Consider the following 25,829-nt stretch of genomic DNA (forward strand, 5'->3'; position numbering starts at 1 on the left):
TCAGCTCTCGTCTTCCATGAGGGTCAGGAGGCCCCGGAGCGGGATGTCGACCCAGTCCGGACGCATCGCCATTTCGTAGCCTACCTCGTAGGCGGCCTTCTGGATAAGGTGAATGTCAAGGAGCGCCCGCTCGGCCGCGGCATCGGAGGGATGGACCGCCGCGCCCTCCATCGTCGCATTGTAGGCGTCGAGGAAGGCGCCCTGCGTCGCCTGCCGCCAGCCGTCGACGCCGGCGAGCGTGCGCTCGGGATCGGCGCCGAGATCGAGACGGCGGCGGACGGTGGACCAGAGCGCGTAATCGAAGCTGCGGAGCATCCCGGCGACATCGCGCATGGGCGCGTATTTCGCGGTGCGTTCCTCGAGGGAACGGGTGGGTTCGCCTTCGAAGTCGATGATCATGACGTCGGTCTGCACCACGAGCACCTGGCCCAGGTGATAGTCGCCATGGATGCGGCAGCGCGCGCCGGACGGCGGTGTGGACTCGGCCGCGTCGATGCGGGCCATGAGCGCGTCCCGGCGGTCGAGAAGCGCCTCGGCCAGCGGGCGTCCCGTTTCGCCCAGCGCGTCGAGGCGGTTCGAGAGGCGGTCGAGGAGGTCCGTGACCTCGGCACGCACGGTGCCCGCGAGCGCATGCATATCCTGCTGCGTCAGCGGCTCCGGCCCGAAGCGGCTGCCTTCCGCGCCGCTGGACAGCGCGCGGTGGAGTTCGGCGGTGCGACGGCCCAGCACCTCGCCAAGATCGAGGGGGCCGCCCATCACGCGGTCTTCGTGATCCTCGGCGCGGTCGCGGTCCTCGGTTTCCAGGCGTTCCATGTCGCGGTCGAGCGCCTCGGTGACATAGGTCCAGGCGTCGCCCTGATTTCCCACATAGGCGGAGGCGGCGGCGAGGGTGGTGACCTCGCCGTCGGCATCGAACCAGTCGATGGTGCCCAGAAGCGGGGGCGTGGCCTCGAAATCGGTCTCTTCGGTGAGAAACCGGGCGAGGTCGATATCGGGCTGGATGCCTTTGCGCAGGCGCCGGTAGAGCTTCAGGATCAGCTTGTCGGAAAAGGCGATGGAGGCGTTGGACTGTTCGGCGGACATCAGGCGCGGCTCGCCCGGGTCCTCGGCCATGGCGGCGAAGCGGTCGGTGGTGGAGAAGACGATCCGCCCCTCCTCGCCCGCGTCGAGCTCGCGGGACTCGCGCAGACCGTCCAGAAGGGCGTTCGCCATGCCCTCGTCCACGGCGCCGTCGAGGATGGCGCCGACGCGGTTGGCCTGGCGCAGTTTCGCCAGTGTGGCGGGCAGGCGCGGGCCCATGGTCAGGTGATCCTCGCCCCAGGCGGCGGAGAGGGGCAGGAAGTAGCGCTGCTCGCCGCCCGCCAGGTCAAGGTCGACCACGGACAGGAGGTGCTTGCCCTCGATCTCGGCCAGCTGGCGCAGGTGGGCGCGGCGGATGCGGCCCTCCTTGGCGGCGAACCAGCGTTGCAGGGGAAGATATTCGCACAGGGACCGGCGCTCGAACTCGGCGGCGGCCTTGTCGCGCATGGCGCCGGAGATGGTGCCGTCGCGGGTGGTGAGGGTGATGAAATCGGGCAGCATGGGTGTGTAGGGGGTATGCCACCCGGGCGCCTCATGTTCCTCGGCGAGGAGAAACCAGTAGAATCCGTAGGCCGGAAGCGTCAGCAGGTAGGGCAGCTCGCCCACCGGCGGAAAGGGCGACTGGCCGGTCAGCTCGATCGGCACGCGGCCTTCGAACTCGCTGAGGTCGATCTCTGCCGCCTGGGCCTGACGCGAGAGATTGGCGACGCAGAGCACGATCTCGTTTCCGAGGCGGCGGATGTAGGCCAGGACCTTGCGGTTCGTGGGATAGAGGAGCTGCACCTCGCCGCGACCGAAGACGTTGTGCCGCTGGCGCACGGCGATCATGCGCTTCATCCAGTTCAGCAGGGATGTGGGCGAGCTTTGCTGGGCCTCCACGTTGACCGCCTCGTAGCCGTGGACCGGGTCCTGGATCGTCGGCAGGTAGAGCTGCTGCGGGTTGGCGCGGGAAAAGCCGGCGTTGCGGTCGGCCGACCATTGCATCGGCGTGCGCACGCCGTCGCGGTCGCCGAGGTAATAGTTGTCGCCCATGCCGATCTCGTCGCCATAGTAGACCACGGGCGTTCCGGGCATGGAGAAGAGGAGCGAGTTCAGAAGCTCGATCTTGCGGCGGTCGTTCTGGAGAAGCGGCGCGAGGCGGCGGCGGATGCCCATGTTGATGCGGGCACGCCGGTCGCTGGCGTAGGTTTCCCAGAGGTAGTCGCGTTCCCGGTCGGTGACCATCTCGAGGGTCAGCTCGTCATGGTTGCGCAGGAAGATCGCCCACTGGCAGTTCTCCGGGATCGCGGGGGTCTGCCGGATGATGTCGGTGATCGGGTAGCGGTCCTCCTGGGCGACGGCCATGTACATCCGCGGCATCAGGGGGAAGTGAAAACCCATGTGGCATTCGTCGCCCTCGCCGAAATAGGGGCGCGTGTCCTCGGGCCACTGGTTCGCCTCGGCCAGAAGCATCCGGTTCTCGTAATGGGCGTCGAGATCGGCGCGGATCTTCTTCAGGACCTCGTGGGTCTCGGGGAGGTTCTCGTTGTTCGTCCCGTCGCGTTCGACGAGATAGGGGATCGCGTCGAGGCGGAGGCCGTCCACGCCCATGTCGAGCCAGAAGTGCATGACGTCGAGCACTTCCTTCATGACCTCGGGATTGTCGAAATTGAGGTCGGGCTGGTGGTCGAAGAAGCGGTGCCAGTAGAACTGCTCCGCCACGGGGTCCCACGACCAGTTGCTGTCGTGAGTGTCGTTGAAGATGACCCGGGTCTTGTCCATCCAGCGGGTCGGATCATCGGACCAGACGTAATAGTCCCTCTCCGGGCTGCCCTTCGGCGCGCGGCGGGCGCGCTGGAACCACTCGTGCTGGTCGGAGGTGTGGTTGATGACGAGCTCGGTGATGACCTTGAGCCCGCGGCGGTGGGCCTCTTCGACGAAGCCGCGGAAGTCGTCCATGTCGCCGTATTGCGGGTTCACAGCCTTGAATTCTGCGATGTCGTAGCCGTCATCGCGCAGGGGCGAGGGGTAGAACGGCAGGAGCCAGACGGCGGTCGCGCCCAGTTCCTGCACATGGTCGAGGCGCTGCATGAGGCCGGCGAAATCGCCGATGCCGTCGCCGTTGGAATCCTGGAACGCCTTGACGTGGATCTGGTAGATCACCGCGTCCTTGTACCAGTCCGCGGCCTGCGCCACGGGATCGGGGGCGAGAAGGTCCTTGTCGACGATGCTCATGCGGCACCTCCCGGCGGGTAGAGCTTCCATATCGCGTAGGGCCGGTTCTCGGGGTCGAGGGTCAGCTGATGGTGCTTGCCGTGCCAGGTGAACCTGTTGCCGTGGATCGCGTCCTCGACTTCGAGCGAGGCCTCGTCGGGGAGCCCGAACTCCCAGAGCGGAAGCTCGAAGCCGAACTGGGCGCCGGCGTGGGGGTCGATGAGGATATGGAACAGGAGGTAGTTCCGGTTCCGCTCATCGAAACGGCCGTAACAGAGAACCCGGTCGTCATGGGCGGGGAAGAAGCGCAGGGTTCGGTCGTCGCGCAGGGCGGGGTTGGCCGCGCGGAGGCGGTTGATCAGGCGGATGTCGTCCTTGATGTGGCCGGGGGCATCGAGATCGCGGTGCTTGAGTTCGTATTTCTCGCTGTGGAGATATTCGTCCTTGGGCGGCAGCCAGTCGGCCTCGCAGAACTCGAAGCCGGAATAGAGACCCCAGTTGCTGACGAGGGAGGCCGCCATGATCGCACGGGTGCGGAAGCCGGGGCGGCCGGAGGCGTGGTTGAACCACGGGTTGATGTCGGGAGTGTTGGTGAAGAAGTTCGGCCGCATGTAGTGGCGGCTGTCCCCGGTGGTCAGCTCGGTCAGATACTCGGTCAGTTCGGCCTTGGTGTTGCGCCAGGTGTAGTAGGTATAGCTCTGGTTGAAGCCGATCTTCGCGAGACGCTTCATCAGCTTGGGGCGGGTGAAGGCCTCGGACAGGAAGATCGCGCCGGGGCAGTCGCGGCGGACCTCGGCGATGATCCATTCCCAGAACGGGAACGGCTTGGTGTGGGGATTGTCGACGCGGAAGATCGTGACGCCGCGGTCGATCCAGAACAGGAAGAGGTCGCGGATCGCCTTCCAGAACGGCTTGTTGGGGCTGCCGTCCGCAAGATAATAGCGGAAGTTGACGATGTCCTCGTATTTCTTCGGAGGATTCTCTGCGAACTTGATCGTGCCGTCGGGGCGGCGTTCGAACCAGTCCGGGTGTTCGCCGATCCACGGATGATCGGGAGAGGCGTTCAGCGCGATGTCGAGGGCGATCTCCAGCCCCTTGTCGCCGGCGGCGGAGACGAGGGCCGCGAAATCGTCCAGCGTGCCGAGTTCGGGGTGGACCGCGTCCATGCCGCCCTCCGGAGAGCCGATGGCATAGGGGGAGCCCACATCGCCCGGCTCGGCCTTCAGCGAATTGTTCCGGCCCTTGCGGTTGGTGGTGCCGATGGGATGGATCGGCGGGAAATAGAGGACGTCGAAGCCGAGGTCGGCCACATAGTCCAGTCGCTCGATGACATCGCGGAAGGTTCCGTGCCGACCGGGTTCGCCCTGGGAGCGGGGGAAGAGCTCGTACCAAGCGGAGAAGGCGGCCCGCTCGCGGTCGACCCAGACGGGGACGGGCGCTGAGCGGGTGAGCGTGCCGCGGGGCCCGGCTATAGCCATGAAGGCCGCTGTGTCGGAGGCGAGGAGCGTCTCGGCGTCGCCGGCCCTGGCGGCACGCTGAAGCGCCTTCAGGACCGCGGACTGGCCGCGGGGCGGCTTCGCCGCGTCGAGGATCTCGCGGGCTTCCTGGAGCTCGACGGCGATATCCTGACCCGCGTCGAGCTTCTTCGCGGTGTCGCGGCGCCAGGTGCCCCAGATGTCGCGCCAGCCGAGGATGGTGACGTGGGACGGTCCGGTTTCGGGAAAGGCGACCTCGGCGGTCCAGCGATCGTTGGGAAGCCGCTCCATCGGAACCTCGATGCCCGAGGCGGTCTCGATCGCGGCGGCATAAAGATCATGGCCATCGCCGAAGACATCCGCGGAGATGGTCAGAGGGCGGCCCGCGACGGCCTTGGCAGCAAAGCGGCCCCCGTCGATGAAAGGGTCGATCGCCTCGATGGCGACACGGTCCCGGGCCAGATCCTCGAGTTTCGGCGTGTCCGCGCCCCGCGACTTCCTCGCTGCCATTCCTGGCTCCCTCCTGTCCCTTCGTCGGCCCGTCGCGCGTGGCGCAGGGCCGGTCTTTGGGGAGAGAACCGGGAAATAGCGGGCCGGGTTCCCACGGGTGCCGTAGCGTCAACTTCAGGCGTGCGGCGGTGGCGGGGCCTCAGTCGGCCCCGCGCACCGGCAGAACCGTGCCCGCAGCGGGCTGGACGAGGCGCTGGACGAGATAGACCGCCGCCGCGATGGAGATGCCGACAAGATCCGTAAGCCAGCCGCCCTCGATCATCGACAGCGCCGCGAGGACAAGGCCGATGCGCAGGAACCAGACCGTGCGCGCCCCCATGAACCAGCCCAGAACCCCTGCCGCGAGCAGGTAGACGCCCACCGTGGCCGTCGCCCCCGCGCGGAGGATCTCCACCCATGTCCCGTCCATCAGGAGCGCGGAATTGTAGAAGAACATGAAGGGCACGACGAAGGCGGCGAGACCGATCTTGAACGAGTCGACGGAGGTTTCCATGGGGTTCGCCCCGGATATGCCGGCCGCCGCATAGGAGGCCAGCGCCACGGGCGGCGTGATCGCCGAGACCACTGCAAAGTAGAAGACGAAGAAATGCGCCGTCAGGAGCGGGATGCCCAGCGCCACGAGGCCCGGAGCCACGACCGCGGCGGCCACGGCATAGGCCGCGGTTGTCGGCATCCCCATCCCCAGCAGGATCGCGATGCACATGGCGAAGAAGAGCGCGAGAAGCTGGCTGACGCCGGCAAGATCGAGGAGCAGGTTCGAGAACCGCGCGCCGACCCCGGTCAGGGAGATGACACCCACGATGATGCCCGCGCAGGCGCAGACGGCGATGATCTGGATCGACATGATCCCGGCGATCTCGAACGCCTTGGCGATGGACCGCAGGCCCATGCGGTAGGGCGTGAGCCAGCTGACCACGGCCGCGGCGGCGGTGGCGAGGGTGCCCGCGCGGATCACCGAATAGCCCATGAAGAGCGCGGCGATCAGGATGACGATGGGAATGAAGAGGAACACCTGCCGGGCGAGCTTGCGCAGCTTCGGAAGCTCGTCCTCGCGCATCCCGCGCATGCCGAGCTTGGCGGCCTCGAAATCCACCATGAAGTAGATCGACACGAAATAGAGGATCGCGGGAATGATCGCGGCGGCGGCGATCTCCTGGTAGGGGATGCCGGTCACCTCGGCCATGATGAAGGCGCCCGCGCCCATGATCGGCGGCATGATCTGCCCGCCGGTGGAGGCCGCGGCCTCGATCGCGCCGGCGGTCTTGGGCTTGTAGCCGACCTTCTTCATCAGGGGGATGGTGAGCGACCCGGTGGCGACCACGTTGCCCGCAGAGGTGCCGTTGATCATGCCCATGAGGCCGGAGGCGAAGATCGCGACCTTGGCGGGTCCGCCACGCGCGCGCCCGGCCATGGCGAAGGCGAAGTTGACGAAATAGTCCCCGACCTTCGAGGCCTGCAGGAAGGCCGCGAAGATGATGAAGAGGATGATGTAGGTCGAGCTGACCGCCGTGGTCGTCCCGAGGATGCCCACGTCGGAATAGACCGTCCCGAAGAACCGCTGCCAGGTGTAGGGCACCTCCACCCGCAGGATCGAGGGCAGCAGGTGAGCGGTGAAGGTGTAGACGAGAAACACGCCGGTGATGACGACGAGCGCCATGCCCGCCACGCGGCGCGTCAGCTCGAGGATCAGCGCGGAGCCCGCGGTCGCGGCGAAGGCGACCCCGATGGGCACCTGCGGCGTGCCCACGGCGTTGCGCGCGGCGGTGGAGTAGATCGGGATGAGATACATCGCCACCACCACGGCGCAGATTCCCAGCACGAGGTCCGAGGCGGCGAAGCGGTCGCGCTCGCGCCGTTCGAACCAGCCGGTGACGATGCCCCCGAAGGTGGCGAGAAGCAGCGGCACCCCGAACCACCAGATCTCCCGTCCGTAGACCCAGGAATAGGCGTCGGCGAAGGCCTCGGGTACGTCGGACTGGGACATCCAGAGGACGCGCCCGCCCATTTCCATGGTCTGGCCGGAATTGAGGAACTGCACGAAGCCGATGGTCGTCGCACCGGCCACCAGGGCGGGAACGGCGAGGGCGGCGGCGACGAGCGTCAGGGTGCGGGTCTCACGCGTGGGGGGCGCGGTGGCCGGCGGAAAGGTGTGCGCGGCGAACATCATGAAGCCGAGCACCAGCGCGCCGGCGATGTGGACCATGCGGAAGTTCCAGGGCTCCATCGGAAGCGTCGGCAGGAACGGCAGGCGGTCGGCCCAGGTCGACTGGATCTCCCGGGCGCTGCGGCGCAGCTCTGCGGCCTCGGCCTGGGCCGTCTCGATCGCGGTGCTCAGGGCGGTGATCTCGGCGGTGTTCTCCGCGGTCGGGGCGACCTCCTCTGCGAGGGCCAGAAGCCGGCGCATGCTGTTGCCGGTGAAGGCCTCGCCCTCGGGGCCGAGGGCGGCGCGCAGCTCCTCGAAGCCGGCCTGGGCCTCGCGTTCGGCAAGGGTCGCCTGGATCGACCAGGGCGAGGCGATGAGCCCGCTGACCGAAAGGCCGTTGAGGGCGGCCATGTGGAAGGCCGCGTAGACGAAGGCGAGGGCCGCGATGAACCGGTAGGCGCGGCCCGTGAAGAGGCGGCGGTTGCTTTCGACGGGCTCCTCGTCGACGCCCTCGGCCAACACCCGGTCGGTCTGGCTGGTCTGGTCGGTCATGGTCCGGTGTCCCCCACGGACCGCGCTCTCTGGCGGGTCTCTGTCCTGTGGCGCCGCGCCCCGTCACGGGAGCGCGGCGCCGGTCGCGCGGTGCGGGCTCAGCCGCCGTGGATCATGTCGGCGGGAATCTCGGCGCCGGCGTTCTCGGTGAACCAGCGCGCGGCACCCGGATGCCACATCAGGGAGGTGTTCTTGTCCCAGTTCTCGGGCAAGGTCTCCCGCGCCGAGGAGTGGATGCCGACCATCCGCTCGTTGTCGGACATGACCACGTCGGTCACGGCGTAGACGAAGCTTTCCGGCAGTTCGCAATTCGCGATGGCGAAGTTCCACATCGCCACGGAGCGCGCGGGCTCTTCCAGCGTCGTGTAGGTGGCGGGCGCGATCTCGAAGCCGGACACCGGGAAGGCGTCGATGATCGCGGCCTGTTCCTCTTCCGTAAACTCGATGATGTTGATGTCGGTCTGCACCTCGAGCTGGGATACGGTCGGGATCGGCACGCCGGCAGCGAAGGCGATCACGTCGAGAAGTCCGTCCTGAAGCTGGCCGCCGAGGTCGTCCCAGCCGCCGTTGCGGCGCTCGAACTCCACGCCCAGCTCCTCGAGCATCAGCGGGAAGTAGGTGTCCGAGGTGGAGCCCGCCGGACCGAAGCCGATGCGCGCGCCCTCCGGGATGTCGGCGATCGTCTCGATCCCCGTGGAGGACAGCGCCGTGACCGAGAACGGCGTCTGGTACATCGGGAAGATCGCGCAGGCGTTGGTCATCTGAAGGCCGGGCGCGACGGGATTGGTGCCGGCATAGGATTCGGCGGCAGGGCCCATGGTGGTCAGGCCGAACTGGACTTCGCCGGAATGCACCAGCGACATGTTCTGCATCGGGCCGCCGGTGACTTCGCCGCTGCCCGAGAGGCCAAGTTCCTCGGCGACCAGGTTCGCCCAGCCGGAGCCGTAGACGAAGAAGGTGCCGCCCTGGGAGGCGGTGCCGACGGTGAAGCTCTCGGGCCAGCCGGTGCGGTCTTCCTGATCCTGGGCATGGGCCGCGGTCGAGGCAAGTGCGGTGGCGGCCGCAAGCGCGGCGAATTTCGTGATCGTCATGTGCAGTCTCCCTGTGTGGTCACCGTGTCCGGCGCGAGGGCGACCGACATGGAACTCCTCCCGGTCGGCACCCGGATCGGACCCGGTAGTCAGGCAATTTAGGCCCGCCCGCGCCAAAACGACAGAAAAAACGTCGGGGCACCCGGCAGGCGCCCCGGGGCCGCGGCTCAGGCCAGCACGAAATCCCCGGGGTCGAGCGTGCCGCCCGCCATGGGCTTCAGCACCGTCAGCACGTCGCCGCTGCCGAAGTCGAGCCGCCAGTGGGCAGGCGTCTCGGTGATCAGACCGGCGAGTTGGGCGGCGGAGCCGACGCCCAGCCCTGCCCCGTCGAGCACGATCGTGTCCACCTCCTGCATGTCGGCGATGGTGTCCTGACCGTAGCCCCTCTTGAACACGAACCGGTCCGCGCCGAGCCCTCCGAACAGCAGGTCGTTCCCGGTGCCGCCGTCGATCACGTCGTTGCCGGCGTTGCCGTACAGCGTGTCGTTGCCCGCGCCGCCGAAGAGGCTGTCGTTGCCGCCCTTCCCGTAGAGAGTGTCAAAGCCCGCGTCGCCGAACATGAGATCCGCCCCGAGCCCGCCGTCCATCACGTCGAAGCCCTGGCCGCCATACATCGTGTCGTTGCCGTTGTTGCCCTTCATGACGTCGTTGCCGGCGTTGCCCGCGAGCAGGTCGAATCCGTCGCCGCCCGAGATGCTGTCGTCGCCGCCCTTGCCGAAGATCGTGTCTGCGCCGATGCCGCCGTCGACCGTATCGGTGCCGATGCCGCCGTCGATCAGGTCGTTGCCGGCGTTGCCCCGGATGATGTCGTTGCCCGAATTGCCGTTGAGCGTGTCGAACCCTGCGCCGCCGAAGATCGTGTCGTCGCCGCCGCCGCCGAAGATCAGGTCGAAGCCCTCGCTGCCCGACAGCAGGTCGAAGCCGGTGAGCCCGTCGATCCGGTCGTTGCCGCCGAGCCCGTCGATCGTGTCGTTGCCGGGCGTGCCGCGCAGGATGTCGTCGCCCTCCGTCGCGCCCGAGGCGCCGCCGCCGGAGCGGCTTTCGTCCACGTCGGTGACGCGGATCGTGAAGCTGCGGGAGGAGATGTCCTCGCCGTCGAAGGCGTTGATCGTGATGCGATAGGCGTTCTGGGTCTCGAAATCGAGCGGCTGGCGGGTCACCAGCCGGTTGCCCTGCAGCTCGAAGAGCGGGAACGTCTCGCTGTCGAAGGCGAGCGACAGGCGCACGGGCCCGGTCTGGTCGGGATCGGTGGCGGAGACGGTCCCGATCACGGTCCCCGCGGGCGCGTTCTCGGCGACGGTGGTCCGGCTGAGCGTCGGCTGGGTCGGGAAGACGTTGTAGTAGACCGAGCCCATGATGTCGGTCAGGTTCGGGACCTGCGCCGAGGTGACGATCTCGGTCAGGGCCTGCCCGTCGTAGCGCCAGAGGCTCTGGTTCGAGGCGGACCCGGTTCGGGAGGCGAGGAAGTAGACATCGCCGTCCACCGCGAAGAAATCGGTCGGGTTGCTGTCGCCGCTCGGGTTGATGTTCCGGAGGAACACGGTCCCGGCGCGGGTCCCGTCGGTGATGTAGGGCTCCCAGCCGGTCCCGTTCGGGTCGCCGTCGTTGCCCGCGAAGACGTAGAATCCGTCCCCGGCGGCGCCGCGCTCCATCCGGGCGAGGCCGACGACCGGCAACGCGGTCCCCGCGGCCGCATCGAACATGTCCACGCTCCGGCCCGGACCGGAGGGATCGGTGACCTGGATCAGGAAGCTGCCGCCGAGACCCGGAAGCGCGAAGAGATCGAGATCGAAATCGGTGCTCAGGAAATCCGCGCTCGGGCCGATCCGGGTGAAGGCCCCGTCGGGCGCAAGCTTGTAGACGAGGTTCTTGCGCGGGCCGGAGAAATCGTCCTCCTCCAGCACCACGAGAAAGCCATCCTCGAAGGGCTCGATGTCGCCGCCGAAATACTCGAACGGGACCGCATGGTCCTCGAAGAGACCGTCCCGGACCAGGATGATGTCCCGGTCGCGGTCATCGCCCACGGCCAGCAGATCGCCGTTCGCCGCGCGTTCGGCGCCCCTGTCGAGGGCATCGAAGAGGTCGTCCTCGACACCGGAGGCGAATTCCCTGAGGCGGTAGAAGTCGAATCCGTCCCCGTCCCCGTCGAAGAACAGGGTCAGCTCGCCCGAGGTCTGTTCGGTGATGAAGAGGAAGGCCCCGTCGAGCGACCCGAAGGCCTCGTTGCCGTAGTTCGTCAGGGTCTGCGATTGCGGCGCGCCGCCGCCGAGGCCGAAGAGCGTGACGTTGCCCCCGACGGTCTCGAGGTAGTAGATGCGGTCGCCGATCTGGGCGAGGTTGCCCGTGCGGATGTCGCCGCTGTCGAGGACGGTGGCGGGCGATGACAGGTTCGGCAGGCCATCGGTGCGGAAAAGGTCGATCCCGGTGGAGGAAAAGACGTCCTGGCCGATGAATGCGACGCCCTCGGTCGTGGCCACGGGATGCGGCGCGATGGTCAGGACGGTATCGGCCGGGCCGGTCTGGACCTCGGTCAGGAGGGCGCCGGTGAAGAGGTCGAAACTGCGGAATTCCCGCCCCTGTGCGGCGGTGTCCTGCTGAAGAATGAGGCGGTGGGCCATGGGCGTGTCCGATCCTGCGGAGGCGCCCTTGACGACGCGTGCGTGGATTGAGGCGGGCCCTCCCGGTCGAACCCGCCAGAGTGTATCGGGTAGCGGCTGGTCGCGCCCGGATGTCACCCGCGCTCGTGTCACGCAGGGTGACGCAAGGTTAGCAAGCCGGAGGCCCGTTGTCATCCTCGGGCGTCCCGGGCTGCTCCGGGCCGGGGCGAGGCGTCTGCCGATTGACCGCGGGTGCCTCATTCCTCGCCACGGCGCGCATCACCGCTGCCGGGCGGCGGGCGGTCTTTCGGAGCTGCGACACCTGCCGGCCGGACGGGGGCGAATATTGCGGTCGGAAGCGCCCTGCCGCATAAGAGCGGGGCGCGCCGGCGGCCCCTCGCCGGGCAGGAAAAGGGAAGAGCGGACGTGCAGGACCTTGGTCGGGACAGGCCCTTCGAGGCGCAGGCGCCAGCCGGACTCGACAGCGTGGACACGCTGCAGGAGAGGGTCGCGTCCTGGCTCCGGACCGCCATCGTCACCGGGCGCTATGCGCCGGGGCAGAGGCTGGTGCAGGCCGACATCGCCGAGCATCTGAAGGTGAGCATCACGCCGGTGCGGGAGGCGCTGCGGGATCTGGCGTCGGAAGGGCTCCTGAGCCTGAGCCCCCGGCGCGGCGTCGCGGTGCGGGCGCTCAGCCTCGCCGAGGTGCGGGAGTTCCGGATGATCTGCGCGATGCTGGAGCGCAAGTCCGGCGAGCTGATCGCGGAGCGGATCACCGAGGAGGAGCTGAAACATGCTCGGTGGCTCGACCGGACGATGTGGTCCCTGCCCTCGCTGCAGGATTACTTTGCCTTCAACAGCCAGTTTCACCTGTTTCTCTACGAGACCGCCCGGTCACCGGAGCTGACCGCGATCCTGCGGCGCATCCACGACGCGAAGATGCCCTATCTGCCCGCGACCTTCCTCAGGGCGAACATCCGCCACCAGGACGGGCTCGAGGAGCACCGGCGGTTTCTCGACGCCTGCGAGGCGCGGCGGACCGAGGAGGCGGGCGAGGTGATGATGCGGCATTTCGACGTGATGTTCGAGCATATCGAGGCGATCATCGCCGAGGATGCCGCGGGCGCCGCCTCCTGAGTCTCAGTCTTCGGGGAGGGCGGCGCGCCAGGCGGCCTCGCAGTCATAGGTGGCGAGCGGCGTGATCACGCCGGGATCGAAGGCGACGGGTCTGAGGCCCGCGGCGATCCGGTTGGGCCAGTCGGGATCGGCGAGGGCCGCCTTGGCGACGGAGACGAAATCCGCCTGACCGCGGGAGAGCACCTCCTCGGCCGTGTCCACGTTCTCGAGCCTGCCGTTGGCGATGACGGGCACGCCCGCGTGCCGCCGGGCGAGGCCGGCGAGCGGCTGATCGGTGCCGAAGACCGGGCCGCAGCCGAGGTGGGAGCTGACATGGATGTAGCTGACGCCGGTCCGGCCGAGGGCGGAGAAGATGGTCTCGGCATCCGAGGCGCCGCCTTCCCAGACGTGATCGAAGTCGTTGACCTTCGATTGCGAGATGCGGATGCCCACGGGGAAGCCCTGCGGCACGGCGGCGCGGATCGCCTCGGCGACCTCCACGGCGAGGCGCCCGCGATTGGCCGTGCTGCCGCCATAGGCGTCGGTGCGCCGGTTCGTGTAGTCGGTCAGGAAATTGTCGATGAGATAGCCGTTGGCGCCGTGGATCTCGACGCCGTCGAAGCCCGCCTCCACCGCATGGCGCGCGGCGGTGGCGAAGCCCTCGATGACGGCGGCGATGTCCTCAGGGCTCGCGGCGCGGGGCACGGGATAGGGTCCCTGCCCGTGATAGCGGGGGGGCATCTCGCCCTTGGGCTGCACCGCCGAAGGTGCCAGGGCGGTGTCCGTGAAGCGGTTGTGCATCATTACCGCGCCGCCATGCATGAGCTGGGCGAAGATTGGCACGCCCTCGGCATGGACCGCCTCGACCACGGGCGTCCAGGAGGCGGCCTGGTCCGGCGTGGCGAGGCCCGGCTGGTTCAGGTAGCACTGGGAATGGAGCGTGTCGGGGTAGGTGCCCTCGGTGATCAGAAGGCCGAAGCCGCCGCGGGCGTAGCGGGCGTAATGCGCCGCCATGGCGGCATTGGCGCGCCCGTCCTCCTCGGCGCTGATGCGCGTCATGGGGGCGAGCACGATGCGGTTCTTCAGGGGCAGGCCGCCGATCTCGCCCGGCTGGAAGAGCGGCCCGGAGGCGACGCCCGCCTCAGCCATCGAGGAATTCCAGCACGCCCTCGAGGAAGGCCTCGGGGGCCTGGACCTGCGGGCAGTGGCCGACGCCCGGAAGCTCGATCAGGCGCGCGCCGGGGATGCCGGTGGCGAGGGCGCGGGACAGGTCGGGGGGCGTGGTCTGGTCCTCGAGACCGACCATGACGAGGGTCGGATGGCCGATCTGCGCCAGTCGGGGGCCGTGATCGAGCGCCACGAGCGCGCCGCAGGCATTGGCGAAGAGAGCGGGATCGGCCTTCGACAGGGCCTCGCGGCGCTCGGCGATCACCTCGGGCGCGGCCTCGATGTAGGCGGGCGGGAACATCCGGAGCATGGCGGCGTCGAGGACGGCGGACATGCCCTCGGCGGTCACCTTGGCCTGAAGACCCCGGAGCGGGACCTTGCCCGCTTCGGGAAAGCCCGGGCCGGTGTCGACGAGGATCAGCCGGTCGACGCGGGCCGCATGGTCCAGCGCCACCGCCTGGGCGACGAAGCCGCCGTAGCCGTTGCCCAGAAGATCGACGGTCCCGAGGTCCATGGCGTCCAGAAAGCCCGCCACGAAGTCGCCGTAGGCGGCGATCTCGCTGCCGATGGGGCCGGTGCTGGCGCCGTAGCCCGGGAAATTGGGCGTGATCACGCGGCGGCCCTCGGCGAGCGGACCTGTGACGCGGTCGTAGACGGTGCGGTCGGCCAGAAGGGTGTGCAGAAGGACCAGCGGCTTGCCGCTGCCTGCGTCCTGGTATTCGACGGTGCTGCCGTTGACGGAGACTGTGGGCATCTGGGGAACCTTTCAGGCAGGTGTGGCGGCGCGGGCGGCGTCGATCATGTCGACGACCCGTTCGGGGTTCAGCGGATAGCGGTCGACGACGACGCCGAAGGGCTGAAGCGCGTTCTCGACGGCGGCGACTATGGCAGCGATGGCGGGGATCGTGCCGCTTTCGCCCGCGCCCTTGATCCCGAGGGGATTGAGCGGCGAGGGCGTTTCGACATGGCCGATGCGGATCGGCGGGATCTCCGTCGCGGTGGGCAGGAGGTATTCGCCGAGGTTGGTGGAGACGGGCTGGCCCGCCGCGTCGTAGACCATTTCCTCGAAGAGCGCGTTGCCGATGCCGTGCACGACGCCGCCGGTGATCTGGCCGTCCACGATCTTCGGGTTGATGACGCGCCCGCAGTCGTGGACCACGATGTAGTTCAGAAGGTGCACGGCGCCGGTTTCGATATCGACCTCGACCTCGGCGACGTTGCTTCCGCTGGAATGGGGCGTGGCCCTGGCCTCGAAATAGCCCGTGGCCTCGAGCCCCGGAGACAGGCCCGCGGGGATCGGCTGGGCGATGGTGCCCGCAAGGGCGAGGGCCACCTCGCCGATCAGGATGGACTGGTTCGTGCCCGCGACCTTGACCATGCCGTCCTCGAGCACGATCCGGTCCGGTTCCACCTCGAAGAGCGCGGCGGCATAGCGGACGGCCTTGTCGTGGACCTCGGTCGCGGCGAGATGGGCGGAGCTGCCGGCGGTGACCGCGGTGCGGCTGGCGATAGTGGCGATGCCGTAACCGAAGCTGTCGGTGTCGGCGGAGGTGACCTTGACCTTGCCCAGCTCGACGCCGAGCTTTTCGGCCACGATCTGCGCCAGAGTGGTGGCATGGCCCTGCCCCTGGCTCGCCGCGCCCGTGGTGACGTGGACTCCGCCCTGGGCGGTGACGCGGACATGGACGCCCTCGAAGGGCCCGAGGCCCGTGTCCTCGATGAAGCTGGCGACGCCGAGGCCGAGGTAACGGCCCCGGCTGCGGGCCTCGGCCTGGCGGGCTGCGAAGCCCGCGCTGTCGGCCATTTCCAGCGCGGTGTCGAGGCAGTGCTCGTAATCGCCGCTGTCATAGGCGACGGGGCTGCCGTCGCGGGCCTTCATGCCGGTGACATAAGGGAACTGCTCGGGCCGGATGTAGTTGCGCCGCCGCACCTCGGCGGGATCGAGGCCGAGGTTGCGGGCGATGCAGTCGATCGTCCGCTCCACCGCGAAGATCGCGTTGGGCCGGCCCGCGCCGCGCACGGGCGTGGTCGGCGTGGTGTTGGTATAGACCACGTCGAGGGTGAGCGAGAGCGACGGCAGGGCATAGGCGCCGGGAAAGGGCGCGAGCGCCGTGGCCGCGAGGATCAGGCCGTAGGGCAGGTAGGCGCCGTTGTCGTGGGTGACATGGCCGCGGATGCCGCGCATCCGGCCGTCGGCCTCGCAGGCCACCTCGAGGCGCCAGTGCTGGTCGCGCTGGTTGGCGGTGGCGACGAAATGCTCGCGCCGGTCCTCGGCCCATTTGACGGGGCGGCCCAGCTTCATCGCCGCGACGGCGAGAACCGCCTCCTCGGGGTAGAAGACCGCCTTGGGGCCGAAGCCGCCGCCCACGTCGGGGGCCACGACGCGGAGGTCCTGCTCGTCGATCTTCAGGAGCCGCGCCAGCAGCCGCTTCACGAGGTAGGGACTTTGCGTGGCGCTGTGGACCGTCAGCTTTCCGGTCTCCGGGTCGTGCTCCGCCAGCACGGCCCGGCCCTCCATCGGATGCGCGCCGCCGCGGTGCTGCATCAGGTCGACGGTGAAGACATGGGGCGCGTCCGTGAAGGCGGCCTCCACGTCGCCGAAGCCCACGGCGAGTTTTGCGGCGAGATTGCCTTCGGCGTCGCGGTGGGCGACCGGAGCGCCGGGCTCCATCGCCGCGCGGCAGTCGACCACGGCGGGGATCGTGTCGTAATCGACCGCCACAAGGGCCGCGGCATCCTCGGCTATGTGGCGGCTTTCGGCGATCACCACGGCGACGGGCTCGCCGACATAGCAGACCTCGTCCTTCGCGAGGACATGCTGCACGCGATCCTGCTTGATGAGCGGCGACGGCGCCATCTGCGCCATGGGTCCGTCGGCGAGGGGGCTGCCGAGATCGGCGAGCGCCCAGGCGGCATGGACGCCCGGCAGGGCGCGGGCGGCGGACAGGTCGATGCCGCGGATCGCGGCATGGGCATGGGCGCTGCGCACGAAGGCGGCCTGAAGCATTCCCGGGCGGCGGATGTCGTCGGTGTAGCGGCCCCTCCCCGTCAGGAGGCGCGGGTCCTCGAGGCGGCGGACATCGGCTCCGATATGACGAACGCCCATCAGACAGTCTCCCCCTGGCGCATCTTCCTGGCCGCCGCCATCGCCGCGGCGAGGATCGGCTGGTAGCCCGTGCAGCGGCAGATGTTGCCCGAGAGCGCCTCCCGCAGCTCGGTTTCATCGGCGTCCGGGTGTTCCGCGAGATAGGCCTTCAGCGACATGAGCATCCCCGGCGTGCAGTAGCCGCATTGCAGGCCGTGCGCCTCGGCGAAGGCGTCCTGCAGCGGGTGCATCGGGCCTTCGGGCGGGCTCAGGCCCTCGACGGTCTCGACGGTGGCGCCGTCGGCCTGCACGGCGAGCATGAGGCAGGAGCGTACGGCCTCGCCATTCACGACGAGCGTGCAGGCGCCGCAGACGCCGTGCTCGCAGCCGAGGTGCGTCCCGGTGAGCCCGAGCTCGCTGCGGAGAAAGTCGCCGAGGTGCATCCGGACGGGAGCCTCGGCGGTGACGGTCTTGCCGTTCACGGTGAGGGTGATGCTGCGCGTGCCGTTCATTGCGTCGCCTCCGCGGCGGCCTCTGCCAGCGCACGGCGGACGAGGACGCCCGCGAGGCGCTGCCGGTAGCCGGCGCTGAAATAGGAATCCGAAAGGGCCTCGACCCCGGTTGTGGCCGCCGCGGCGGCGGCGAAGGCCGCCTCGCCGGGCTTTTCGCCCACGAGCGCCGCCTCGGCCTCGGGCACGCGCATCGGGACCTGTCCGACGCCGCCGAGCCCCACCGCCGCGCGGCGGATCGTGCCGGAGCCGTCGAGCTCCAGCAGGCATCCGGCCGAGGCGATGGCGAAATCGCCGTGACGGCGGGTGAACTCGACGAAGCCGGCGCCGGACCAGCCGGGCGAGAGCGGCAGGGCGACCTCGACCAGCAGTTCCTCCGGCGCGATGGAGGGGAGCATGTAGGCAAGCGCCCAGTCGGCCATGGCCTGCTCGCGGCTGCCCTCGCTGCTGCGGATCGTCAGGACGGCATCGTGGAGCAGCATCACCAGCGGCAGCTCTGCCGCGGGGTCGAGATGGCAGAGACTGCCGCCCACGGTGCCGCGGCTGCGGGTCTGGAAATGGCCGACATGGGCCAGGGCGCGCGCCGCCATCGGGCAGGCGGCGGCGACAAGGTCCGAGGCCATGATCGCCTTCTGCCGGGTCATGGCGCCGATCCGCAGAAGGCCCGCCGCGCGGTCCTCGCGGATGCCCGCGAGGCCCTCTGTGCGGTTGATGTCGATGACATGGTCCGGTTGCAGGAAGCGCATGTTCATCATGGGCATCATCGACTGGCCCCCGGCGAGGAGCTTGGCGTCCTCGAGCGTGGCCAGAAGGCCCAGCGCCTCGTCGAGCGTGCCGGGATCGTGGTAGTGGAATGGCGCGGCCTTCATCTGTCGTGCTTCCTTTCGGGTCAGCCGCGGCCCTTGCCGCCGCCCAGCCAGCGCCGGATCATCGCGCCGAGGCTGGCCATCAGCAGCGAGATGCCGGAGACGGAATTGTCCTTCTTCTTCGGCGGGCGCGGGGCCTTTTCGGGGGCCGCCGTTCCAGTCGCCGCGTCGGGAGCGGGCGCCGGGGTGTCGCCGGCCAGTTCCTGGGCAAGGTTGTCGGCGAACTGGCCCACAAGCTGGTTCGCGATCTCCTGCATCAGGCCGCTGGCGCGGCCGTACTGGGCCACGCCGCCGCTCATCACGAGGTCTGTCACGACGGTGACGCGGGTCCCCTCCCCCTCGGGCACGAGGGAAAAGCGCGCCTCGGCCTCGGCGCCGCCGCGGCCCTTGGTGTCGGCGCCCTTCGCCTCGAGCCGCGCGGTCCGCGCCTCGTGATCCACGTCGCGGAGCCGCGCCGTGCCGTCGAAGGCGAGCGCCACCGGACCGACCTTGACCTTCGCACGGCCCTTGAATGTCTCCGGGTCCACGATCTCGGTCAGTTCGGCCCCGGGCAGGCAGGGCGCGATCCGCTCCACGTCGAGCAGCAGCGGCCAGGCCTTTTCCGGGGGGGCCGGAACGAGGAAGGTATTCTCAAGTTGCATCGGTCTCTCCTCCGCCCCGGTCGGGGCGGGTGTCTTTTCAGGTCAGAAGAACAGGGACGGCAGCCATAGCGCGATGCCGGGGAAGGCTACAAGCAAGGCCACCAGCAGAAGCGACATGATGACGAAAGGCAAGGTGCCCATGAACACGTCCTTCAGCTCCACCATGTCGCCGGCCACCTGTTTCAGGATGAAGCAGTTGAAGCCCACGGGCGGTGTCACCAGCGCGATCTCCACGAGGATGACGCAGACGACGCCGAACCAGATCGGATCGAAGCCGAGCCGCATCATCAGCGGGAAGACGAAGGGCAGCGCCAGAAGCAGCATGCCGATGGGATCGAGGATCATCCCCATCACGAGGAACATCACGACGATGCCCAGCATGATCATGTAGGGGCTGAGCCCCGACTCCGCGATCACGTTGACGAAGCGCGGCGTCACGTCCGTCAGCACGAGAAAACTCGTGAACAGGTTCACCGTGATGAAGATCGCGAAGATCATCATCGTGATCCGGCCCGTGGCGACGGCGGCCTCCACGAGACCGGCCCAGGTCAGGCGCCGCATCAGGAGAAGCAGCAGCAGCACCGCGAAGCAGCCCGCGCCCGCGGCCTCCGACGGGGTGAAGAAGCCCGAGTAGATCCCGCCCATGACGATGCCGAAGATGATGACGATCGGCAGCAGCTTCGGCAGCGCCCTGATCCTCTCGGCCCAGGGAAAGCGGGGCCCGAGGGGGCCGTCTTCGGGGCGGAGCATGCAGCGCACCACGATGTAGACGCAGAACATTACCGACATCACGGCCGCGGGCACGATCCCGGCGAGGAAGAGCTGGCCGATCGAGCTTTCCGTCCACAGGCCGTAGAGAATCATCAGGAGGCTCGGCGGCACGAGGATCGCGAGGGTACTGGCCGAGGCGATGGTGCCCGAGGCAAGGCGCATGTTGTAGTTGTAGCGCTTCATCTCGGGCAGGCTGAGGGTGGCGACGGTGGCCACCGAGGCCGCGCTGACGCCGGTGACCGCGCCGAAACCCGCGGAGGTGACGACGGAGGTCACGGCGATCCCGCCGGGGACCCGGCCGAACCACTTGTAGACGACGTCGTAGAGGTCCCGGCCGATGTTTCCCACCGAGACGAGTTGCCCCATGAAGACGAAGAGCGGCACCGAGGCGAGGATGTAGTCCGTGCCCTTCGTGAAGAGCGCGTTGTAGAGCTGGATGCCCGCGCGGGTGACGTCGAAGAACAGGATGTTGCCGACGATGGCCACGGCGCCGATGGAGAAGGCCAGCGGCACCCCCAGGGCGATCAGCAGGACGACGACCGCGAGGCCGATGATTCCGAGCGTGAAGGGATCCATCAGGCGACCCGATCCTTGCGGCCGGTAAGGGCCATGTAGAGGTCCATCAGCACCGCGATTCCGAAGAGGATCGCGGAGACGCCGATCGCGATGGCGAATGGCCAGTAGGGGATGCTCAGCAGCATCGACCCCGCGTTCCGGGCGATCAGCGTCGGAACGTACTTGAAGGCCTGGTAGGCGAGCATCGCGGCGAAGACGAAGGCCGCGAGCCCTGCGAAGACGTCCACGAGCCGGCCCGCGGGGCGCGGCAGGACGCGGTAGATCATGTCCATCCGCACATGGTGACCGCCGCGCCACGAATGCGGCAGGCCGAGGAGGAACAGCAGCAGGAGGGACAGGCCGACGATGTCGTGGGCGCCGCGGATCGGCTGTCCCATTCCCATCCGCAGGATCACGTCGAGGCCGATCACGAGCGTCATGCCCATCAGCATCACGAGCATCGACACCGTGAAGAGACCCCTGGTGAAGGAGTCGTAGTAGCGGATCAGGGCGGGGCGTTCGTCCGTCGAGGGGTCGCCGGGCGGCGGCCGGCTCACGGAGAACTCGTCAATGGAGGACATCGGGTGTTTCCTGAAGGCCGGGGCCCTGCGGCGCGTGCGCGCGGGCCCGGTGGACGGTCGGGGACGGATGGGAAGACGCGGGCGCGACGGGCGGACCGGCGCCGGTGCCGGTCCGCCCGTCCCGTCACGTCAGTCGACGAGGCCCGGGTAGGGCTGCTCCCAGGTGAGCATCCAGAGCTCGTCGTTGCTGAGCTGTTCCAGCTCCGCGATCTTGGCCCTCAGATCCTCCACGAACTGGCGCGCCGGGCGGCCTTCGGCCTCCTGCGCCGCGATCCACTCCTCGGTCACCGGGGCGATCGCCTCCTGCAGCGCGGCGAAGTCCTCGGGTGCCATCACCGTTTCCTCGACACCGATGGAGGCAAGAGCCGCGACGCCTTCGGCGGCCACGCCGTCGAAGTAGATCTCGGCCTCGGCGTGGTTCACGCGCATCAGCCAGAGGTGGAAGTAGTCCTGCAGGTCGTCGGGCAGACCGTAGAAGAAGTCCGCGTTCATGCAGTACTCGATCGGGTTCGCCCAGAGATAGGCGAGCGTCCGGGCCCTGGCGATCTCGTCCATCCGGAACAGCTTCAGCCCCGCGTCATGGAGCGCCATGACATCGACGACGCCCTGCTGGAAGCCCGAGTAGTATTCCGCGACCGTCAGCGGCACGGGCACGGCGCCGAGCGCGTCGGCGGTGCTGGTGGCGATGGCGCCCGAGGCGAGCATCCGCATGCCCTGAAGATCGGCGAGCGAGGTGATCGGCTCGTCGCGGGTCAGGAGGTGCTGCGCCTGGGTCGTGGTCGAGCGGGCGAAGAGCACGCCCTGCGCCTCGTAATCCTCGCGGAAATACTCGCCGTAAAGCTGCATGATCGCGTGGGACATCGGCGTCGCGCGGTTCACGAGGCCGGGAAGCTGGAGACCGAGCTGAAGGTTGAACCCGCCCGGATTGATCCAGCTGTAGCAGGTCGACAGGTCGGAGATGCCGGCCGCAACACCCTCGAAGCCGCCGCGCTGGGCGTCGTGCAGCGAGTTGTTGTAGAACACCCGCGCCGTCAGCTTGCCGTCGGTCTCGGCCTCCATCCGCTCGATCCCGCGCTCGAGGATCGAGGTCAGCGGCGTGTTCGGGCTCAGGAAGTGGGCGATCGTCACCGTGACGGGCGGGCCGTCATAGGTGATTTCGGGGCCGACATAGTCGAGCTCCCCGTCGAGCCACTGCTCGGCGAGGCTTTGCGCCGTGACGGGCGCAGCCGCCAGGGCGAGCGCACCGGCGATGAAGGCGGCGGATACCGCCCTTGGGGTCAGTCTCATGGTTTTCTCCTCCCAGAGTTCACCAGCACCGTTCTGGTCGAGCATTTCGAGTTGCGACGATCCTATCTTTGCGCAAGCTGATGCTGCGAACGGCCGATTCCTAACACAATCGAAAAATGCTTGCAATTGGGCAAGAGCTTGCTCAGATGCGCAAGGCTGTTGCTTATTCGAAAATCTGGCCCGGTCGACCCCGCGGCGAGGCTCCGTTCGGCTCAGTCAAGGGAGAGACCCGCGCGGGAACAGGCCGGCGGCTTCGCCGCGCCGGGTGCGTCGAGGAGGAGGAGGACCGATGGAATATCCCGAAACGACCGTCATCCGGGACGGCATGAAGATCGACTGGGACGTGCCTATCGAGATGGAGGACGGAGTCGTGCTCCGCTGCGACGTCTTCCGCCCGGTGGCCGACGGACAATACCCGGTGCTCATCACCTACGGGCCCTACGGCAAGGGCCTGCATTTCGAGGATCTCTATACCCAGCAGTGGCGCCTGATGTGCGAGCTGCATCCCGACGTGCCCGCAGGCTCGACCAACAAGTACCAGAACTGGGAAGTGGTCGATCCCGAGAAGTGGGTTCCGGACGGCTATGTCTGCATCCGCGTGGACAGCCGGGGCGCGGGCCGCTCGCCCGGCCTTCTCGACATCTGGTCGCTCCGCGAGGCGGAAGATTTCAAGCAGTGCATCGACTGGGCTGGCGTGCAGCCCTGGTCGAACGGCAAGGTCGGGATCAACGGCATCTCCTACTACGCGATGAACGCCTGGAAGACCGCCTCGCTCCAGCCGAAGCACCTGACCGCGATCTGCACCTGGGAGGGCGCCGCGGATTTCTACCGCGACATGGCCTATCACGGCGGCATCCTGTGCAACGGCTTTTCCGACAACTGGTCGCGCAACCAGGTCTATTCGGTGCAGCACGGCAAGGGCGCGAACGGGTTCCGCAGCCGCTACACCGGCGACTGGGTCTCCGGTCCGCCGACCCTGACGGAGGAGCAGCTGGGCGCGAATCGGCGGGACTTCTACGCCGATGTCATGGCGAACCCGCTCGACACCTCGGACTACTGGCAGAGCCGGATGCCCGACTGGACCAAGGTCGAGGTGCCCGTCTTCTCCGCCTGCAACTGGGGCGGTCAGGGCCTGCATCCGCGGGGCAATTTCGAGGGCTTCGTCCGCGCGGCCGCCGAGGAGAAGTGGCTCGAGGTGCACGGGCGCGAGCACTGGACGGAGTTCTACACCGACTACGGCGTGGCGCTGCAGAAGAAGTTCTTCGGCCATTTCCTGAAGGGCGAGGACACCGGCTGGGCCGATCAGCCGAAGGTTCTCCTGCAGGTGCGCCACCCTGGCGAGGTCTTCGTCGAGCGCGCCGAGAGCGAATGGCCCCTGGCCCGCACCGACTGGCAGAAGCACTATCTCGACGCGGGCGACCTGACCCTGCGGCGCGAGCCGCCCGCCGAGGCCGCGAGCGTGACCTATGACGGGTTCGGCGACGGGGTGACCTTCACCACGCCCGCCCTGCCCGCCCCGACGGAGATCACGGGGCCCATCGCGGCCAAGCTCTTCGTCGAATCGGCGACCGAGGACGCGGACCTGTTCCTTGTCGTCCGGGTCTTCACCCCCGACTTCCGCGAAGTGGTCTTTGCCGGCGCGCTCGACCCGAACACGCCGATCGCGCAGGGCTGGCTCCGGGTGTCGCACCGCAAGCTCGACCCGGTGCTGAGCGAGCCCTACCGGCCCTATCATACCCATGACGAGGTCCAGCCGATGACCCCCGGCGAGGTCTACGAGGTGGATGTGGAGGTCTGGCCGACCTGCATCGTCGCCCCGGCGGGCTATCGCGTGGCGCTGTCGGTGCGGGGACGCGATTACGTCTGGCCGGGCGGCACCTCGGGCGGGCTCGAGACGCTGGGCACGGCCTGGCATGGCTGCGGGCCGTTCACCCATACCGAATCGCGCGACCGCCCGGTGGACATCTTCGGCGGGAAGGTCACGCTCCATACCGGGCCGGATCGGCCGTCCTATCTGCTGCTTCCTGTGATACCTTCCTGAGATACCCGGAGCGGGCGCCGGCGCGCCCGCTCCCCAACCGAAGAGAGAGACGACATGCGCCTTTACGGATTCTGGCGGTCGATCGCCACCTATCGCGTCCGGATCGCCCTCAATCTCAAGGGGATCGACTACGAGGAGGTCGATATCAACCTGCTCAAGGGCCAGCAGCACGAGGAGTCGTTCGGCGCGGTGAACCCGGGTCACGCGGTGCCCGCGCTGGACATCGACGGCCGGGTTCTGACCCAGTCGCTGCCGATCCTCGAGGCGCTGGATGCGCTGTATCCGCAGGTGCCGCTGTTTCCGGCGGACCCGTTCGAGCGGGCCGCGGCGGTGGGACTCGCGCTCGACACCATCGCGGATTCGCATCCGCTGGTGGTCCCGCGCGTGCGCAGCCGCCTGACGCAGCAGTTCGGCGCGGACGAGGCGGCGGTCGAGGCGTTCTGCGCCCATTTCCTCGCGCTGACCAACACGACGATGGAGGCGCGCATCGCCGGGCGCAGCACCGCCTATGCCATGGGCGACGCGCCCTGCGTCGCCGATATCGCCATCGCCGGGCATCTCGTGTCCTGCGGCTATTACGGAGTGGACACGACGGCCTGGCCGCACCTGCATGAGCTGGGAGAAAGGCTGCAGCAGATCGACGCCTTCGCGCGGTCGCATCCGTTCGAGCGCAGGAAACTGTCCGCCTAGACCGGGCCAAGTGCGGATCCGCAACGGCTTTGCTCGACAAGCATGCCGTTGCGAAATACATCAATGAGCCAGCCGATCCGCCCCGGGGCGGATCGGACGAGTGTGAATTACGGGTGAAGTGCCGTCAGATGAGAGCCGCTGCAAGGATGAAAGATCAGGACGATCCGAAAATCTCCATCGGCGCCCGGCTTCGCCAGTTGCGGCAGGACGGCGACCTGACGCTTGCGACCATCGCCCAGAGGTCGGGGATCTCGGCCTCCACCTTGTCGAAGATCGAGAACAACAAGGTCTCCCCGACCTTCGCCAACCTGCTGAAACTGTCCGAAGCCTTCGGCGTGTCGCTGTCGCGGATGATCGGCGACACGGAGAGCAGCCCGCCGCCGACCACGGCGCGGATCGCGGTGACCCGGGCCGACGAGGTGGCCTTCACCACGACGCAGACCTACGACATGGGGCCGCTCTGCACCGATCTGCGCAACAAGCGGATGTCGCCCTTCCTCGACAATGTCCGGTCCTCGGCGGCGGGTCCCGGCGAGAAGCTGGTGCGGCACATGGGCGAGGAATTCGTCTATGTGCTGAAGGGCGAGCTGGAAATACATACGGAGCATTACGAGCCGATCCGCCTCTCGCCGGGGGACAGCGCCTATTTCGACAGCCAGATGGCCCATGCCTTCCGCTCCGCCGGGGAAGAGCAGGCGCAGATGCTCATGGTCTGGCTGCCGCCCGAGGGGACGGATGCGGAGAACGGCCAGCGCCTGATCCGGCAGATCACGCAGCAGGATGTCTCGGGCGACATCGACCACCAGGCGCCCCTGCCCCCCGGATCGGCGAAGGACTGAGGGGCGCCGCGGCCTCCTCCCGCGGGAGAAGGGACCTGTT

Annotated in this window: 18 protein-coding genes; 4 read left to right on the plus strand and 14 right to left on the minus strand. The window is 68.3% G+C overall.

What is annotated here, in order from left to right; all coding sequences use genetic code 11:
- The 5 genes from treS to EAT49_RS05745 form a co-directional block, all read right to left on the minus strand.
- Complete coding sequence (gene treS / locus EAT49_RS05725; RefSeq protein WP_123641323.1) at positions 1–3,294, minus strand: maltose alpha-D-glucosyltransferase; 3,294 nt, start codon at positions 3,292–3,294, stop codon at positions 1–3.
- Positions 3,291–5,258, minus strand: a complete 1,968-nt coding sequence (locus EAT49_RS05730) for an alpha-1,4-glucan--maltose-1-phosphate maltosyltransferase (RefSeq protein WP_123641324.1) — start codon at positions 5,256–5,258, stop codon at positions 3,291–3,293. The genes treS and EAT49_RS05730 overlap by 4 nt, the downstream gene beginning before the upstream one ends.
- Before the next feature lie 139 nt (positions 5,259–5,397).
- Entirely contained in the window at positions 5,398–7,953 is a 2,556-nt protein-coding gene (locus EAT49_RS05735) for a TRAP transporter permease (protein WP_123641325.1), read from the minus strand.
- 98 nt (positions 7,954–8,051) lie between these two features.
- Entirely contained in the window at positions 8,052–9,044 is a 993-nt protein-coding gene (locus tag EAT49_RS05740; protein ID WP_123641326.1) for a TAXI family TRAP transporter solute-binding subunit, read from the minus strand.
- A gap of 167 nt (positions 9,045–9,211) precedes the next feature.
- Positions 9,212–11,662 (minus strand): cadherin domain-containing protein, encoded by a 2,451-nt coding sequence (locus tag EAT49_RS05745; protein WP_185020666.1) that lies wholly within the window; start codon positions 11,660–11,662, stop codon positions 9,212–9,214.
- A gap of 405 nt (positions 11,663–12,067) precedes the next feature.
- Between EAT49_RS05745 and EAT49_RS05750 the strand changes: the two genes are divergently transcribed.
- The gene (locus EAT49_RS05750; RefSeq protein ID WP_185020667.1) at positions 12,068–12,778 is read left to right on the plus strand and encodes a GntR family transcriptional regulator; all 711 of its coding nucleotides are present in this window, start codon (positions 12,068–12,070) and stop codon (positions 12,776–12,778) included.
- A gap of 3 nt (positions 12,779–12,781) precedes the next feature.
- On the opposite strand, the gene EAT49_RS05755 is transcribed toward EAT49_RS05750, so the two are convergent.
- The 9 genes from EAT49_RS05755 to dctP all read right to left on the minus strand — a co-directional run bounded on the left by EAT49_RS05755 (position 12,782) and on the right by dctP (position 22,219).
- The gene (locus EAT49_RS05755; RefSeq protein ID WP_123641329.1) at positions 12,782–13,906 is read right to left on the minus strand and encodes an oxidoreductase; all 1,125 of its coding nucleotides are present in this window, start codon (positions 13,904–13,906) and stop codon (positions 12,782–12,784) included.
- Entirely contained in the window at positions 13,899–14,678 is a 780-nt protein-coding gene (locus EAT49_RS05760; RefSeq protein ID WP_123641330.1) for an alpha/beta fold hydrolase, read from the minus strand. The genes EAT49_RS05755 and EAT49_RS05760 overlap by 8 nt, the downstream gene beginning before the upstream one ends.
- A 12-nt stretch (positions 14,679–14,690) precedes the next feature.
- On the minus strand, positions 14,691–17,030 hold the full coding sequence (locus EAT49_RS05765) for a xanthine dehydrogenase family protein molybdopterin-binding subunit (RefSeq protein WP_123641331.1): 2,340 nt from the start codon (positions 17,028–17,030) through the stop codon (positions 14,691–14,693).
- Positions 17,030–17,521: a (2Fe-2S)-binding protein gene (locus tag EAT49_RS05770; protein WP_123641332.1), complete on the minus strand. Its 492-nt coding sequence runs from the start codon at positions 17,519–17,521 to the stop codon at positions 17,030–17,032. The genes EAT49_RS05765 and EAT49_RS05770 overlap by 1 nt, the downstream gene beginning before the upstream one ends.
- Positions 17,518–18,387 (minus strand): FAD binding domain-containing protein, encoded by an 870-nt coding sequence (locus EAT49_RS05775; RefSeq protein WP_123641333.1) that lies wholly within the window; start codon positions 18,385–18,387, stop codon positions 17,518–17,520. The genes EAT49_RS05770 and EAT49_RS05775 overlap by 4 nt, the downstream gene beginning before the upstream one ends.
- Before the next feature lie 20 nt (positions 18,388–18,407).
- A complete protein-coding gene (locus EAT49_RS05780; protein ID WP_123641334.1) occupies positions 18,408–19,025 on the minus strand; it encodes an SRPBCC family protein in 618 nt (205 codons plus the stop codon).
- Positions 19,026–19,067: 42 nt separating this feature from the next.
- Positions 19,068–20,372: a TRAP transporter large permease gene (locus EAT49_RS05785; RefSeq protein WP_123641335.1), complete on the minus strand. Its 1,305-nt coding sequence runs from the start codon at positions 20,370–20,372 to the stop codon at positions 19,068–19,070.
- On the minus strand, positions 20,372–20,932 hold the full coding sequence (locus EAT49_RS05790) for a TRAP transporter small permease (protein WP_123641336.1): 561 nt from the start codon (positions 20,930–20,932) through the stop codon (positions 20,372–20,374). Before EAT49_RS05790 ends, EAT49_RS05785 begins: the two co-directional genes overlap by 1 nt.
- A gap of 129 nt (positions 20,933–21,061) precedes the next feature.
- Entirely contained in the window at positions 21,062–22,219 is a 1,158-nt protein-coding gene (gene dctP, locus EAT49_RS05795) for a TRAP transporter substrate-binding protein DctP (protein WP_185020668.1), read from the minus strand.
- A gap of 289 nt (positions 22,220–22,508) precedes the next feature.
- Here dctP and EAT49_RS05800 point away from each other — a divergent pair, with 289 nt between their 5' ends.
- The 3 genes from EAT49_RS05800 (at position 22,509) to EAT49_RS05810 (ending at position 25,789) form a co-directional block, all read left to right on the plus strand.
- Positions 22,509–24,260: a CocE/NonD family hydrolase gene (locus EAT49_RS05800; protein ID WP_221181435.1), complete on the plus strand. Its 1,752-nt coding sequence runs from the start codon at positions 22,509–22,511 to the stop codon at positions 24,258–24,260.
- A gap of 54 nt (positions 24,261–24,314) precedes the next feature.
- Positions 24,315–24,950 (plus strand): maleylacetoacetate isomerase, encoded by a 636-nt coding sequence (gene maiA, locus EAT49_RS05805; protein ID WP_123641338.1) that lies wholly within the window; start codon positions 24,315–24,317, stop codon positions 24,948–24,950.
- 146 nt (positions 24,951–25,096) lie between these two features.
- Complete coding sequence (locus EAT49_RS05810; protein ID WP_185020669.1) at positions 25,097–25,789, plus strand: helix-turn-helix domain-containing protein; 693 nt, start codon at positions 25,097–25,099, stop codon at positions 25,787–25,789.
- Positions 25,790–25,829: the final 40 nt, after the last annotated feature.

This window comes from Histidinibacterium lentulum (assembly GCF_003789055.1).
Classification (GTDB): Bacteria; Pseudomonadota; Alphaproteobacteria; order Rhodobacterales; family Rhodobacteraceae; genus Oceanicola; species Oceanicola lentulus.

Bases quoted from the DNA above. Each gene is read 5' to 3' on its own strand.
- EAT49_RS05790 (WP_123641336.1), bottom strand. From the start codon at position 20,932: ATGTCCTCCATTGACGAGTTCTCCGTGAGCCGGCCGCCGCCCGGCGAC.
- maiA (WP_123641338.1), top strand. From the start codon at position 24,315: ATGCGCCTTTACGGATTCTGGCGGTCGATCGCCACCTATCGCGTCCGG.
- EAT49_RS05745 (WP_185020666.1), bottom strand. From the start codon at position 11,662: ATGGCCCACCGCCTCATTCTTCAGCAGGACACCGCCGCACAGGGGCGG.
- EAT49_RS05785 (WP_123641335.1), bottom strand. From the start codon at position 20,372: ATGGATCCCTTCACGCTCGGAATCATCGGCCTCGCGGTCGTCGTCCTG.
- EAT49_RS05770 (WP_123641332.1), bottom strand. From the start codon at position 17,521: ATGAACGGCACGCGCAGCATCACCCTCACCGTGAACGGCAAGACCGTC.
- EAT49_RS05765 (WP_123641331.1), bottom strand. From the start codon at position 17,030: ATGGGCGTTCGTCATATCGGAGCCGATGTCCGCCGCCTCGAGGACCCG.
- EAT49_RS05740 (WP_123641326.1), bottom strand. From the start codon at position 9,044: ATGACGATCACGAAATTCGCCGCGCTTGCGGCCGCCACCGCACTTGCC.
- EAT49_RS05730 (WP_123641324.1), bottom strand. From the start codon at position 5,258: ATGGCAGCGAGGAAGTCGCGGGGCGCGGACACGCCGAAACTCGAGGAT.
- dctP (WP_185020668.1), bottom strand. From the start codon at position 22,219: ATGAGACTGACCCCAAGGGCGGTATCCGCCGCCTTCATCGCCGGTGCG.
- EAT49_RS05780 (WP_123641334.1), bottom strand. From the start codon at position 19,025: ATGCAACTTGAGAATACCTTCCTCGTTCCGGCCCCCCCGGAAAAGGCC.
- EAT49_RS05810 (WP_185020669.1), top strand. From the start codon at position 25,097: ATGAAAGATCAGGACGATCCGAAAATCTCCATCGGCGCCCGGCTTCGC.
- EAT49_RS05755 (WP_123641329.1), bottom strand. From the start codon at position 13,906: ATGGCTGAGGCGGGCGTCGCCTCCGGGCCGCTCTTCCAGCCGGGCGAG.
- EAT49_RS05800 (WP_221181435.1), top strand. From the start codon at position 22,509: ATGGAATATCCCGAAACGACCGTCATCCGGGACGGCATGAAGATCGAC.
- EAT49_RS05760 (WP_123641330.1), bottom strand. From the start codon at position 14,678: ATGCCCACAGTCTCCGTCAACGGCAGCACCGTCGAATACCAGGACGCA.
- treS (WP_123641323.1), bottom strand. From the start codon at position 3,294: ATGAGCATCGTCGACAAGGACCTTCTCGCCCCCGATCCCGTGGCGCAG.
- EAT49_RS05775 (WP_123641333.1), bottom strand. From the start codon at position 18,387: ATGAAGGCCGCGCCATTCCACTACCACGATCCCGGCACGCTCGACGAG.
- EAT49_RS05735 (WP_123641325.1), bottom strand. From the start codon at position 7,953: ATGACCGACCAGACCAGCCAGACCGACCGGGTGTTGGCCGAGGGCGTC.